Source organism: Halobacillus sp. A1-3 (assembly GCF_050971765.1).
In the GTDB taxonomy this organism is placed as follows: domain Bacteria; phylum Bacillota; class Bacilli; order Bacillales; family Halobacillaceae; genus Halobacillus; species Halobacillus mangrovi_B.
The window spans coordinates 38703-51566 of record NZ_JBPCEO010000015.1 but is presented as its reverse complement, the minus strand read 5'-3'; the positions used below and the strand labels follow the sequence as shown (position 1 = coordinate 51566).

At 40.8% G+C, this 12864-nt stretch carries 15 protein-coding genes; 14 read left to right on the top strand and 1 reads right to left on the bottom strand.

Annotation, left to right across the window (positions count from 1 at the left end; all coding sequences use genetic code 11):
* The first annotated feature begins 150 nt into the window (after nucleotides 1–150).
* The 11 genes from ACRYKC_RS19875 to rsmI all read left to right on the top strand — a co-directional run bounded on the left by ACRYKC_RS19875 (nucleotide 151) and on the right by rsmI (nucleotide 7574).
* The gene (locus ACRYKC_RS19875; protein ID WP_433809574.1) at nucleotides 151–333 is read left to right on the top strand and encodes a sigma factor G inhibitor Gin; all 183 of its coding nucleotides are present in this window, start codon (nucleotides 151–153) and stop codon (nucleotides 331–333) included.
* A 116-nt stretch (nucleotides 334–449) separates the two neighbouring features.
* Nucleotides 450–1880 (top strand): aminotransferase class I/II-fold pyridoxal phosphate-dependent enzyme, encoded by a 1431-nt coding sequence (locus ACRYKC_RS19870; RefSeq protein ID WP_433809572.1) that lies wholly within the window; start codon nucleotides 450–452, stop codon nucleotides 1878–1880.
* A gap of 2 nt (nucleotides 1881–1882) precedes the next feature.
* On the top strand, nucleotides 1883–2521 hold the full coding sequence (gene tmk, locus ACRYKC_RS19865; RefSeq protein WP_433809570.1) for a dTMP kinase: 639 nt from the start codon (nucleotides 1883–1885) through the stop codon (nucleotides 2519–2521).
* Nucleotides 2522–2565: 44 nt separating this feature from the next.
* Nucleotides 2566–2895, top strand: a complete 330-nt coding sequence (locus ACRYKC_RS19860; protein WP_433809568.1) for a cyclic-di-AMP receptor — start codon at nucleotides 2566–2568, stop codon at nucleotides 2893–2895.
* A 61-nt stretch (nucleotides 2896–2956) separates the two neighbouring features.
* Nucleotides 2957–3043 carry a DUF327 family protein gene (locus ACRYKC_RS19855; protein ID WP_433809584.1) on the top strand — a complete coding sequence of 29 codons (87 nt, stop codon included), beginning with the start codon at nucleotides 2957–2959 and terminating at the stop codon, nucleotides 3041–3043.
* Nucleotides 3044–3058: 15 nt separating this feature from the next.
* Nucleotides 3059–4045: a DNA polymerase III subunit delta' gene (gene holB, locus ACRYKC_RS19850; RefSeq protein ID WP_433809566.1), complete on the top strand. Its 987-nt coding sequence runs from the start codon at nucleotides 3059–3061 to the stop codon at nucleotides 4043–4045.
* Between the two features lie 7 nt (nucleotides 4046–4052).
* A complete protein-coding gene (locus tag ACRYKC_RS19845) occupies nucleotides 4053–4880 on the top strand; it encodes a PSP1 domain-containing protein (protein ID WP_085027038.1) in 828 nt (275 codons plus the stop codon).
* A gap of 17 nt (nucleotides 4881–4897) precedes the next feature.
* On the top strand, nucleotides 4898–5245 hold the full coding sequence (gene yabA, locus ACRYKC_RS19840) for a DNA replication initiation control protein YabA (RefSeq protein ID WP_433809564.1): 348 nt from the start codon (nucleotides 4898–4900) through the stop codon (nucleotides 5243–5245).
* A gap of 452 nt (nucleotides 5246–5697) precedes the next feature.
* Nucleotides 5698–6441, top strand: coding sequence for a tRNA1(Val) (adenine(37)-N6)-methyltransferase (locus ACRYKC_RS19835; protein ID WP_433809562.1), 744 nt, complete (start codon nucleotides 5698–5700; stop codon nucleotides 6439–6441).
* Nucleotides 6431–6715, top strand: a complete 285-nt coding sequence (locus tag ACRYKC_RS19830; protein WP_433809560.1) for a GIY-YIG nuclease family protein — start codon at nucleotides 6431–6433, stop codon at nucleotides 6713–6715. Before ACRYKC_RS19835 ends, ACRYKC_RS19830 begins: the two co-directional genes overlap by 11 nt.
* Nucleotides 6699–7574: a 16S rRNA (cytidine(1402)-2'-O)-methyltransferase gene (rsmI, locus tag ACRYKC_RS19825; RefSeq protein WP_433809558.1), complete on the top strand. Its 876-nt coding sequence runs from the start codon at nucleotides 6699–6701 to the stop codon at nucleotides 7572–7574. The genes ACRYKC_RS19830 and rsmI overlap by 17 nt, the downstream gene beginning before the upstream one ends.
* A 127-nt stretch (nucleotides 7575–7701) precedes the next feature.
* On the opposite strand, the gene abrB is transcribed toward rsmI, so the two are convergent.
* Nucleotides 7702–7980 carry a transition state genes transcriptional regulator AbrB gene (gene abrB, locus ACRYKC_RS19820; RefSeq protein WP_433809556.1) on the bottom strand — a complete coding sequence of 93 codons (279 nt, stop codon included), beginning with the start codon at nucleotides 7978–7980 and terminating at the stop codon, nucleotides 7702–7704.
* Between the two features lie 427 nt (nucleotides 7981–8407).
* On the opposite strand from abrB, the gene metG reads away from it, so the two are divergent.
* From metG to ACRYKC_RS19805, 3 genes are all read left to right on the top strand, one after another.
* Nucleotides 8408–10366 carry a methionine--tRNA ligase gene (gene metG, locus ACRYKC_RS19815; protein ID WP_433809554.1) on the top strand — a complete coding sequence of 653 codons (1959 nt, stop codon included), beginning with the start codon at nucleotides 8408–8410 and terminating at the stop codon, nucleotides 10364–10366.
* 215 nt (nucleotides 10367–10581) lie between these two features.
* On the top strand, nucleotides 10582–11352 hold the full coding sequence (locus tag ACRYKC_RS19810; RefSeq protein WP_433809552.1) for a TatD family hydrolase: 771 nt from the start codon (nucleotides 10582–10584) through the stop codon (nucleotides 11350–11352).
* A gap of 209 nt (nucleotides 11353–11561) precedes the next feature.
* Nucleotides 11562–12824, top strand: coding sequence for a ubiquitin-like domain-containing protein (locus tag ACRYKC_RS19805; RefSeq protein WP_433809550.1), 1263 nt, complete (start codon nucleotides 11562–11564; stop codon nucleotides 12822–12824).
* Nucleotides 12825–12864: the final 40 nt, after the last annotated feature.

The following is a 12864-nucleotide window of genomic DNA, read 5'->3' as shown; positions in this document are numbered from 1 at the left end:
ATCAACGATGAAACCTTAGAAGATTTTCTTCTAAGGTTTTTTATTTTTTCTCGTATATTATTCATAGATTAGGAGATACTAGAAATAAATCTACTGTTTAACATCCTGGTTTAAGAGAATGCTTAAGCAAGCTGACGGGGAGGAATAAAAATGGCTAGGAAGCAATGCTGCAGTATTTGTTCCAAGGAAGCAGAAAATGGAATCTACTTGTTGAGGGTGTACATTTGCTATTCTTGTGAGAAAGAAATGATTAATACTTCTGCCGATGATCCCAAATATCAGTTTTTTGTAGAGCAAATGACAAAAGCGCATCGTTCTATGATTCCATCTTAAATGCATAGCAGCTATGATATCCATCTCAAAAAGAGATGGATATTTGTATGTTTGCGGCAAAGGGACGGTTTCTGTACGATAAATGAGAGAAAGAAAATAGAAAAAGGGTGAGAACCATGAGCAGTCAATGTGAAACTCCGTTATATGATGCATTAGTAGAAAACAAAAAGAAAAATCCTCTCTCTTTTCATGTACCAGGCCACAAATATGGCCAAGTGTTTTCCCGGCGAGGAAATGAAGATTATTCAGCAATCTTATCTTTAGACGCTACAGAAATTAACGGTCTGGATGATTTGCATGCCCCTGAAGGAGTCATAGAGCAAGCGCAAAAGCTAGCTGCAGAGTTCTTTCAATGTGAACATACATATTTCTTAGTAAATGGAACAACTTCAGGTAACTTAGCCATGCTTCTTTCTATATGCGGTCCTGGAGACGAAATCATTGTACAGCGGAACTGCCACAAGTCTGTTTTAAATGGCTTAGAACTAGCAGGTGCTAATCCTGTATTCATAGGACCTGAATATGAAGAGGATACTAATCGGTACAGCAAAATAACGCTCTCTGCTGTTCGTAAGGCTTTGAGAACTCATCCCAAATCACGAGGACTTTTTCTAACCTGCCCTGATTACTTTGGTCGAACTTATCCGCTTCAGCAAATTATTGAAGAGGCCCATGCCCAGGGGATCCCCGTGTGTGTAGATGAGGCACATGGCGTTCATTTTCAGTTGGGAGACCTATTCCCACTTTCAGCCTTACAAATAGGAGCCGATATGGTTGTTCAATCCGCTCATAAAATGGCTCCTGCTATGACAATGGCATCTTATTTACATGTACAGGGTAGACGCGTGAATCGAATGAAAATCGAACATTATCTCCAAATGTTTCAATCCAGCAGTCCATCCTATCCTTTAATGGCAAGTCTTGATTTAGCTCGTTACTTTCTGGCTCAGTGGAATGAAGAAGAAAAACAGGAGACTCTCCAGTTCATAGAGAAGGTCAGAAACGTATTTGAATCCTATGAAGACCATTGGTCGGTGCTTCCTGTCACCTCTTATGATGACCCTTTAAAAATGACTCTAAGGATTAAAGAGGGAACAGGGTTCGAAGTCATGAAGAAATTTGAAAAAGTAGATATCCATCCTGAAATGGCTACATTCGATCAAATCCTTTTTACTTTCGGACTTGCTCCAAGTCTTTCTGTTGACCAGTTGAAAGAGCGTCTTGATAAAGTCGATTCGCAATTAAAATACGAGAAAAACCGTGCTACAATAAACATTGATCAAATTTCGTTTCCGGAAATTCAAACTTTAGAAATGCAGTACTTCGAAATGAATGGAAGTACCGAAAAGAAAGTGAACTGGAATGAAGCAGTGGGGAAAGTATCAGCAGAAGCTATTATTCCTTACCCACCAGGAATTCCATTATTATTAAAAGGAGAACGTATTACAGATGAGCATAAAAACCGTGTGCTCTCTTTAGTCCAAAGAGGCGCACGCTTTCAGAATAAGAATATTGAGCAAGGGATACGAGTGTTTAAAGGAGAATGAATGTGAAGGGTTTATTTGTTACATTTGAAGGTGGTGAAGGGGCAGGGAAATCATCTATGCTCCAAGAAATCGGGAAAGATTTACGAGAACAAGGGTACCCTGTATTAGAGACAAGAGAACCTGGCGGGATTGAAATTGCAGAAAAGATACGCGAGGTTATTTTAGATCGCTCTCATACAGCAATGGACGGTCGTACAGAAGCGTTACTCTATGCAGCAGCCCGTAGACAGCATCTCGTTGAGAAAGTGGTACCTGCGCTCCAGGCAGGAAAAATCGTACTATGCGATCGTTTCATTGATTCAAGTCTTGCTTACCAAGGCTATGCAAGAGGATTAGGCATGGATGAAGTTTACAAAATTAATGACTTTGCTATTGAAAATTGCATGCCAACTCTGACTTTATTATTTGATATAGATCCCGAAGAGGGCCTGCGCCGAATCGCTGCTAATAAAAGACGGGAACAAAACAGGCTTGACTTGGAAAAGATTGATTTTCATCAAAAAGTTTATGACGCCTATCATCAGTTAGCTGAGCGTTATCAGGATCGTATAAAAATCGTCAATGCTGGTCAGGCTTTTGACAAAGTAAAAGAGGAAGCGGAAGAAGTGTTGAAGAATTATCTTCCATCAAAGCATGAATGAGTTTGTTATAATAGGGATAAACACCCAACCAGGAGGGTTTTCCGATGAAAATGATCATTGCTGTTGTTCAAGATAAGGACAGTAATCGGTTGACGGATGCATTAGCGGAAAATAAATTCAAAACTACCAAATTATCAACGACTGGCGGTTTCTTGAGAGAGGGAAATACGACGTTCATGATTGGCTGTGACGATAAAGATGTGGAAGATGCGCTTGATATCATCAAGAAAAATTGCAGCCAGCGTGAGCAAATGGTCGCTCCTATTTCTCCAATGGGAGGAAATGCCGACTCTTATATTCCGAAACCAGTTAAGGTTGAAGTAGGTGGAGCAACCGTATTTGTTCTTCCAATCGAATCATTTTTTCACTTCTAACCAAGGAGCTTTAGAATGAGGTTAGGCAACAAATGTGGACACAGTTGGACTCAGCTAAGAAATAATCTTCCAGCAAGAAAGGCGATCGATTGATTTGTTAGGGATGATCGGAGAAATCAAAGGTCTGCTGATTAATTTATATACGTAAGGACGGAATGGTTTTATGCAGACATGGAAAGAGATGAAAGAAATTCAGCCTCTAGCTGCCCAGATGCTTATGAACAGCTTTAAAAAAGACCGAATTTCTCACGCCTATCTTTTTCAGGGGAGCAGAGGAACCGGCAAAAAAGAATTGAGTGTATTATTTGCTAAAAGCATCTTTTGTAAAAACCGGAATGGAGCTGAACCTTGTCTAGAGTGTAGAGACTGCCATCGGATCGATACCGGCAATCATCCGGATCTTCATTGGGTGGAACCGGAAGGACAGTCCATTAAAAAAGAACAGATCCTTCACTTACAAAAAGAATTTACTTATACAGGGATGGAGTCTAACCGTAAAGTTTATATTATCGTAGACGCAGACAAGATGACGACAAACGCATCCAATCGTCTTCTTAAATTTTTGGAAGAGCCGAGCCAGCAAACAACTGCGATGCTACTAACGGAAAGTGGACAGACCATTTTGGATACGATTCGATCCAGGTGCCAGCTACTTGCTCTTCAGCCGCTGAATTCAAGAAGAGCGGAAGAAATGCTCATAGCAGAAGGCGTTTCTGAATCGAACGCAAAACTATTGGCTGCTCTTACAAATAATTTGACAGAAGCCCTGGAAATGAATGAAGATGAGTGGTTTGCTAATGTCCGAAAATTAGTGATACAATTAATTGAAGTGCTTCAAAATAAACCAAATGAAGGACTTTTATTTATCAACCACCAGTGGATGCCTCATTTTAAAGAACGTAAGCATTTACAGCGCGGTCTTGACGTGTTGATGCTTTGGTTCCAGGATATCATTAATCAATATTTGGACCGGGAAGATTCTATTGTGTTTATTACAGAGAGAGAAAAACTGGAACAGGCAGCGATGAGATGGTCACGTCAATCATCCGCTCAATGCTTAAGTTATATACTTGAGGCGAAACGAAAGATAAATCAAAATGTCCATCCTAACTTAGTGATGGAGCAACTTACCCTTCAACTACAGAGGTGATGATCGAGTGATCGAAGTTGTAGGTGTCCGATTTAAGCAAGCGGGGAAAATTTATTATTTTGATCCTGGCGAAATGAAAATGACGACAGAAGATTATGTTATTGTCGAGACAGTTCGCGGGATTGAGTTCGGGAAAGTTGTCATTGCTAATAAATCCGTAGACGAAGAAGATGTCGTCTTACCTCTTAAAAAAGTCATCCGTATTGCAGATGATAAAGATAAAGTAACCGTGGATGAAAACAAGGACAATGCTTCAGAAGCTTACCGCATTTGTGAAAAGAAAATTCGTGAACATAAATTGGACATGAATCTTGTTGATGTTGAATATACGTTTGACCGTAATAAAGTGATTTTCTACTTTACAGCTGATGGACGGGTCGATTTCCGTACATTGGTAAAAGATTTAGCTTCGGTATTTAAAACCCGAATTGAACTGCGTCAAATCGGGGTGCGGGACGAAGCGAAGATGTTAGGTGGAATTGGTCCGTGTGGACGCATGCTATGCTGTTCCACTTTCTTAGGTGACTTTGAACCTGTATCCATAAAAATGGCAAAAGACCAAAATCTGTCTTTAAATCCAGCAAAAATTTCCGGCCTGTGCGGTCGTTTGATGTGCTGCCTTAAATATGAGAATGATGATTATGAAATCGCTAAGAAAGAACTGCCTGATTTGGGTGAAAGCATTGCGACTTCTTTTGGAAAAGGAAAAGTGGTTGGCTTGAATATGCTTGAGCGTATGGTCCAAATCGAATTCCGTGATAAAGAACGTGTTCTTGAGTACTCCTTACAAGAGTTGATCGATGAAGGAGTCGTTCAAACAGAAGCCACAGAGTAAAAAGGGTGGAGTCAAGCGTGAAAAAGAAAGCCATATTTGAACATGTATCCCATTTAGAAAGCCAGATTGGCGAGCTGTATGAACAGCTTGGCGATTTAAAAAAGCAACTTGCCTATTTGCTGGAAGAAAACCAGCATTTATCGCTTGAAAATCATCATTTAAGGCAGCGGTTAGATAAGGAAACAGAACAGGAAAAACAAAAGTCATCCAACTCTAAACAAGACCGGGGACCGGTTGTTGGAGAAGGGTACGATAATTTAGCACGACTCTACGAAGAAGGTTTTCATATTTGTAATTTACATTTTGGCAGCCCTAGAGATGAAGATTGTTTATTCTGTTTATCGTTTCTAAACAAAAAGAAATAATCCCAGGTCCAAGCCTTTCCTTGCTCAACCGAGGAAGGGCTTCCTTTTTATAATTAACTTTATTAAATTTAGAGCAGAGGGTAGTGGGGAAGGAGTCACTTTCCGTGGGCGTACGGAGGACTTCCTGGGCCTTATGCCCTGTGGGATCTAATCTTATGCTATTATCCCAAGGGGTTTTCTCTTTTCCTACTCAAGATTGAAGGATCACCCGTTTGTAGCACGGGACTACAACATTAATAGTCTGAAAACCCTCTACTATACAATAATAGTTGAGCTCCTTTATTATCGTATGGTGAATGGGAAAACGCCGAGACTCCTGTGGGATGACCATGATAGGTGAGACCCCGGAAGACGAAGTCTGAGGAGGCTCAGCACATGCCCACGGAAAGGGATGCGTTTTCCCATTCACCATCATTTCCCCATTTTTTTAGTACAAGAAAGGAAAAGAAAATATGGTTCAATTGTATGGAGACGAACGAATCGATTATCTATTAGCTGAAGAAAATATGAGAATCATCCAAAGCCCCAGCGTTTTCGCTTTTTCTTTAGATGCCGTCTTGCTCGCAGACTTTACGTACGTACCGAAAACGCGCGGAAAAATTTTAGATTTATGTACAGGAAATGGAGTCATTCCTTTATTTTTGTCAAGACGGTCAAGTGTACCGATTACAGGGGTTGAACTACAGGAACGCCTCTACGATATGGCTCTCCGTAATGTAGAATTAAATGGACTAGGAAACCAGCTAAGCATGATTCACGGGGATCTAAAAGACATGCCTGCCTACTATGGGAATCGCAAGTTTGACCTTGTGACATGCAATCCCCCTTATTTTCCAACTCCAAAATCAGATGAACAGAATTTGAATGAGCATTTCGCCATCGCCAGACATGAGATTTATTGTTCGCTTGAAGATGTCATCGAATCTTGCAGCCGTCTTGCTAAATCTGGCGGTAAGGTATCGATGGTCCACAGACCTGATCGATTGGTCGAAATTATCGAGCTGTTTAAGAAGTATAAGCTTGAGCCGAAGCGCATGCGTCTCGTTTATCCTAAAGAGGGCAAAGAAGCAAATATTTTATTGATTGAAGGGACAAGAGACGGTAAACCAGGTCTTACGATCCTGCCCCCTTTATACGCACTTACGCATGAGGACGAATATACACCGGAATTAAAGGAAATCCTTTATGGAAAATGAACATGTTGTTTATGTACTCCGGTGTAAAGATCGAACCCTTTATACAGGTTACACGAATAACTTTGAGGCGCGTCTACAAAAGCATGAAGAAGGAAAAGGCGCGAAATACACTCGTGGGAGAGGTCCCTTCATTGTAGAAGCTGTAAAAACCTTCGAAACGAAGAAAGAAGCGATGCGGGAGGAATATAGGGTAAAGCGAATGTCTCGTTCCCAAAAAGAAGCGTGGATTATTCGAGAATCAGAAGGGAGCATGGTGGATGAAGATACAAAATAGCTTTAAGGATGAGGAGCAGGGAGCTCTTTATATCGTGCCGACCCCTATTGGGAATTTAAATGATATGACTTTTCGTGCAGTAGAAACGTTGAAGAACGCTGACGCTATTGCAGCGGAAGACACTCGGAATACTAAAAAACTGCTGAACCACTTTGATATCCATAGCTCTCTGATTAGCTATCATGAGCATAATAAACAAACGAGAGGGCCTCAATTAATTGATCAAATAAGGAATGGGGATCGGATTGCGGTCGTGAGTGATGCCGGGATGCCGGGAATCTCTGACCCAGGATCGGATTTGGTTCGGCAGGCAATTGACGAAGATCTTCCTGTTATCGTTTTACCTGGGGCAAATGCAGCTCTTCCGGCACTAGCTGGTTCGGGGCTTTCAACAGAGCAATTTCAATTTTGTGGCTTTTTGCCACGAAAAAAGAAAGAGCGTGAAGCCGAATTAACAGCACTTAAAAACATATCAGCGACTATTATTTTTTATGAGTCTCCCCATCGTCTAAAAGAGATGCTCCGTCATGTAAGGGAGATATTCGGAAATCGGCAGGCCTCATTAGCCCGCGAATTGACGAAGCGGTATGAAGAATATGTTCGAGGGAGCCTGGAAGAATTGGTTAATTGGGCTGAGCAGGAGGAAGTTCGAGGAGAGTTTTGCATCATCGTAGAGGGAGCAGAGGAACATGAAGGGGAAGATGATTTCTGGTGGACCCATTTATCCATTATTGATCATGTCAATCATTATATTGAAACGGGAAATATGAAAAGTAAAGAAGCCATCAAACAAACCTCCGTGGACCGTAAGATGTCAAAAAGAGATGTCTACCAAGCTTACCATGTCGAAAAAGACTAAAGACGTCATAAAAACCCCTTACTGTCAGGCCTGTGAACAGTAAGGGGTTTTGTTAGAACATATGTCATGTCGTCAATGAGTAACCTTTGTAGTCGTCTCTCTATGTTTCTCTTTCTATTTCTCTATTTTATTTAGTTAGGTTTGACTGAATTTCTTGCAACAGCATTTGTGCGCCTTCTTTAGACAATACAAGATTGCCGTTAGCAAGTTTCAGATTTTCGTCTGAAACTTCTCCAGTCACATGACAAGTCATGTTAGGCTTGTACTTTTTAAGGACGATGCGATCATCATCAACATAAATTTCCAAAGCGTCTTTTTCATTGATTCCTAGTGTGCGACGAAGCTCAATCGGGATAACCACGCGACCGAGTTCGTCAACTTTACGTACGATACCTGTAGATTTCATTTTTCTGTCTCCCCTCAATCAAAAGTATTTTCGTCATCTTTCGACATATGTCTCGACATAATAGTACCAACCATTCCCAGACGTGTCAATTCTTTATACTGTATTTTTATTTCCAGTACTATATACGGCGTAGGGTATAAAAGTAAAGGGAAGATGACAACAATCCGAGGCCATTTCCGGAATGGTTCGCTATAGTGTGTATTCCATAAATGGTTGAAAAATCCATCTATAGATTTACATATAATTTTACCAGAGTATTTACATATGTTAAATGTAAATATTCGTTGTTTTTGACAGTTTTACATAAAATTCGGTATATTTTAATGTTAGGAATGGAAATACAGAAAATAAATCGATAGAATGATACAATAATCATTATGAATAACAAAGTGCATTCATTGTATGGAATTTAAGAGGAGGGAAAACGATGCCTGAGGAGAAGAATACTTTTTACATTACAACCCCAATTTATTATCCAAGCGGGAATTTGCATATAGGGCATGCCTATACGACTGTAGCTGGTGATGCTATGGCTCGATATAAACGTTTAAGAGGGTACGACGTGATGTATCTGACAGGAACGGACGAGCACGGTCAGAAAATCCAACGTAAAGCGGAAGAGAAAGGGGTTGCCCCTCAAGAGTACGTGGATGATATTGTTAGTGGTATTAAGGATCTATGGGATAAATTAGATATCTCGTACGACGATTTTATCCGTACGACTCAAGAGCGTCATAAAAAAGTAGTCGCTAAGATTTTCGATTACTTGATGGAAAAAGGGGACATTTACTTAGACGAATACGAAGGATGGTATTGCACTTCGTGTGAATCTTTCTTTACGGAACGTCAGTTGGACGAAGGCCATTGTCCAGACTGCGGAGGACCTGTTGAAAAAGTTAAGGAAGAATCCTATTTCTTTAAAATGAGCAACTATGTAGATCAACTGCTGGAATTCTACGAAAAGAACCCAACGTTCATTCAGCCGGAGAGCCGAAAGAATGAAATGATTAACAACTTCATTAAGCCTGGCCTCGAGGACTTGGCTGTCTCCCGTACCACATTTGATTGGGGCGTAGGTGTTCCTGGAAACCAAAAGCATGTGATCTATGTGTGGATTGATGCTTTGAGTAATTATATTACAGCCCTGGGTTACGGTTCCGATGACGATACGCGTTACCAGAAATTCTGGCCGGCAGATGTTCAGCTTGTAGGAAAAGAAATCGTACGATTCCATACGATTTATTGGCCGATCATGCTGATGGCACTTGATCTACCACTACCTAAGCAAGTCTTTGCTCACGGATGGATCCTAATGAAGGACGGGAAGATGTCCAAGTCGAAAGGGAATGTCGTAGATCCCGTTCAATTGAGCGATCGTTATGGATTAGATGCACTGCGTTATTACTTGCTGCGTGAAGTTCCATTCGGTTCTGACGGTGTCTTTACACCTGAAGCATTCGTAGAACGGACGAACTATGATCTTGCTAATGATTTAGGTAATCTGTTAAACCGCACAGTGGCCATGGTCAGTAAGTATTTTGATGGGGAAATTCCTCAGCTTACACTTAGCGAAGATGAGTATGACAAAAACCTTGAGCAGCTTGCTGAAGAGACTCGCCAGTCTGTCGAACAGTCTCTTGAAAACATGGAATTCTCTGTAGCTCTCGCGGATCTATGGAGATTTGTCAGCCGGACAAACAAGTATATTGATGAAACACAGCCGTGGGTGCTTGCAAAAGATGAAAGTCAGAAAGACCGCCTCGGTAACGTTATGGCTCACCTAGTGGAATCACTTCGCCAAATCGCCGTTATGCTTCGCCCATTCTTAACTCAAACGCCAGAGCGTATTTTCAGCCAGCTGGGCGTAACTTCTGACGAACAGAAGTCTTGGGAAAGCTTGAATCAATTTGGAGCGATTCCGACAGGGACAAACGTTCAAAAAGATGACCCAATCTTCCCTCGCCTGGATGCTGAAGAAGAAACGCAAATCATCAAAGATATGATGAAAAAGCCAGCTCCTCAAAAGGAAGAAAAGAAAAAGGAAGAGAAGAAAGCAGAAGAAGTTACGATTGATGACTTTGCCAAGCTTGATTTCCGTGTAGCAGAAGTAGTCAAAGTGGATAAAATCAAAAAAGCGGACAAGCTTTTGAAAATCCAGCTTGATCTCGGAACTGATGAGCAGCGACAGGTTGTTTCAGGAATTGCTGAACACTATTCCCCTGAAGAACTCGTCGGTAAAAAAGTGATTTGTATCACGAATTTGAAGCCAGTGAAATTGCGTGGAGAGCTCTCTCAAGGAATGATTCTTGCTGGAGAAGATGAAAACGGCAAACTCGCTTTAGCTTCCATCGATCAATCTTTAAGCAACGGCACAAAAGTTAAATAAAACATAAAAAGGGGAAGCAGATGTGCTTTCCCTTTTTATAGGCTTTGACTCCGTTAAATAACATTTTGCCACACCATCTGTCATGAAGTTAACGTTCCATCCTCCACCTTTTCGTAAATGGGAACTCTCAAAAAACACGAAACTGTGGATTCAGGTTGTTTATTAATTACAACTACATCTAACAGAAACTCTATTACAAGAAAGGTGGTATTTTGATGCTTTTCGATACCCACGTCCATTTAAACGCAGATCAGTTTGAAGATGATTTAGAAGAAACGATCCAGCGAGCAAAAGAAGCTGGAGTTCACTATATGACAGTTGTGGGCTTTGACCGAAAAACAATCCCGAAAGCGATGGAGATCGCTGAAAACCATGATCACATTTATGCAGCGGTCGGTTGGCATCCCGTTGATGCCATCGATATGACACAAGAGGATTTAGATTGGATCGAAGAACTTTCCTCTCACCCGAAAGTAGTCGCCATTGGAGAAATGGGATTGGATTATCATTGGGATAAATCTCCTGCCGATGTTCAAAAAGATGTTTTCCGTAAGCAAATTCGTCTTGCTAAAAAAGTGAATATGCCGATTGTTATTCACAATCGGGAAGCCACAGATGACATTGTTGAAATTCTAAAAGAAGAGAATGCCGGGGAAGTTGGAGGAATCATGCATTGTTACAGTGGTCCGGTCGAAACAGCGCAGGAATGTATCGATATGAACTTTATGATTTCTTTAGGTGGCCCTGTAACATTTAAAAATGCAAAGCTTCCTAAAGAAGTAGCCAAAGCCGTAGATATGAAACATTTGCTTGTCGAGACGGACTGTCCATTTCTTGCACCCCACCCTAACCGGGGGAAGCGCAATGAACCTGCTTACGTTAAACTAGTTGCTGAACAAGTTGCTGAATTAAAGGGGCTTTCTTTCGAAGAAGTGAGTGAAGTTACAACAGCAAATGCGCTGAATTTCTTCGGGATTAAAGCCTAGATAAAGGACTTTTGATCTAATGTTACAAAGACTTATTAAAATTGTATGGGAATTGTAACATGATTGTTATGTTAATCTAATAGGCAAAAATGCATAATGGAGGAGTCAGCGAATCTGAGGCTGGCTCCTTTTTATTTAGGGAAGCCTGCTTAATTTTTACAATTGCATAACTGCAAGATTACGCTGAGTTTAGAAAGGAGGCAAAAATGATGGGGATTAAGAATGGTTTCAAATCAATTTCGAAACGTAAATTGATTTTTGCATTTACAATTGCAATCCTATGCATGGCCTTTTTGACAAAGGTAACATATGAAGCTACTAAAGCTTCGGTAGAAGTGACTATTGATGGTGAATCAGAAATTATTCGCACTCATTCTAATACTATTAGCGATTTACTATCAGAGGCAAATGTCACAGTGCAGCCACATGATGAACTTTCCCATAAACTATCCGCAGAAGTTAAAGATGGAATGGATGTTGAGTACATACCTTCTAAAACTATAAGTGTAACGATAGATGAACAAGAAAAGAAATACCACACCACTGCAGATACAGTCGGTGATTTTATCGAAGAAGAAGAGTTAAGCCTTAAGAAACAAGACGAGGTGTCACATCAAACAGATACTATGATTGAAGCAGGAATGGATCTTCAAATCGATAAAGCGGTTAAAGTCGTATTAGATGATGCTGGAGAAGAAGAGAAAGTTTGGACAACGGCTTCGACTGTAGGAGATTTCCTGGAAAATCAGGAAGTCACATTGAATGAACTGGATGAATTGAAACCAGCAAAAAGTGAATCATTAACAGAAGATACTAACGTTTCAATAACCAGAGTTGAAAAAGTGACAGATATAATTGAGGAAGACGTGGATTATTCAGTAGAAACCCGTAAAGATGACTCTTTGCCTAAAGGGGAAAGGAAAGTCGTTTCCGATGGAGAACAAGGGGTAGTGACCAAGAAGTATGAAGTCACTCTTACAAATGGGGAAGAAACAGATCGTGAACTGATAAAAGAGACGGTGGAGAAAGAAAGTAAGAAGAAGATCATAGCTATCGGCACTAAAGTAGAAAAAACTGTTCGTGCAGCATCAAATTCATCAAGTTCTCAGGAGTCAACCTCCTCAAGCTCCGAATCTTCTGATGAAGCGACTACTGTCTCTTCAAGTGGTGATAAGAGCGAATCAAAAACCCTATCCATGCATGCAACAGCTTATACAGCAAATTGTTCAGGGTGTTCAGGGATAACAGCAACTGGGATTAACCTAAAAGAGAATCCAGATAAAAAAGTTATCGCTGTCGATCCAAGTGTCATTCCGCTCGGAAGTCGAGTGTGGGTCGAGGGATATGGATATGCTGTCGCTGGTGATACAGGCGGTGCCATTAATGGAAACCGTATTGACTTGTTTATGTCTTCTAAAAGCGAAGCTTTAAGTTTTGGGAGCCGGAACGTGAAAGTAAAAATTTTAGACTGATGGTTGAAGCAGAGGAATGACTCCTCTGCTTTTTTCGCTT

Coding starts and splice junctions, on each gene's coding strand:
- ACRYKC_RS19875 (WP_433809574.1), top strand. CDS start 151: ATGGCTAGGAAGCAATGCTGCAGTATTTGTTCCAAGGAAGCAGAAAAT.
- ACRYKC_RS19870 (WP_433809572.1), top strand. CDS start 450: ATGAGCAGTCAATGTGAAACTCCGTTATATGATGCATTAGTAGAAAAC.
- ACRYKC_RS19860 (WP_433809568.1), top strand. CDS start 2,566: ATGAAAATGATCATTGCTGTTGTTCAAGATAAGGACAGTAATCGGTTG.
- holB (WP_433809566.1), top strand. CDS start 3,059: ATGCAGACATGGAAAGAGATGAAAGAAATTCAGCCTCTAGCTGCCCAG.
- ACRYKC_RS19835 (WP_433809562.1), top strand. CDS start 5,698: ATGGTTCAATTGTATGGAGACGAACGAATCGATTATCTATTAGCTGAA.
- ACRYKC_RS19830 (WP_433809560.1), top strand. CDS start 6,431: ATGGAAAATGAACATGTTGTTTATGTACTCCGGTGTAAAGATCGAACC.
- rsmI (WP_433809558.1), top strand. CDS start 6,699: ATGAAGATACAAAATAGCTTTAAGGATGAGGAGCAGGGAGCTCTTTAT.
- abrB (WP_433809556.1), bottom strand. CDS start 7,980: ATGAAATCTACAGGTATCGTACGTAAAGTTGACGAACTCGGTCGCGTG.
- metG (WP_433809554.1), top strand. CDS start 8,408: ATGCCTGAGGAGAAGAATACTTTTTACATTACAACCCCAATTTATTAT.
- ACRYKC_RS19810 (WP_433809552.1), top strand. CDS start 10,582: ATGCTTTTCGATACCCACGTCCATTTAAACGCAGATCAGTTTGAAGAT.
- ACRYKC_RS19805 (WP_433809550.1), top strand. CDS start 11,562: ATGGGGATTAAGAATGGTTTCAAATCAATTTCGAAACGTAAATTGATT.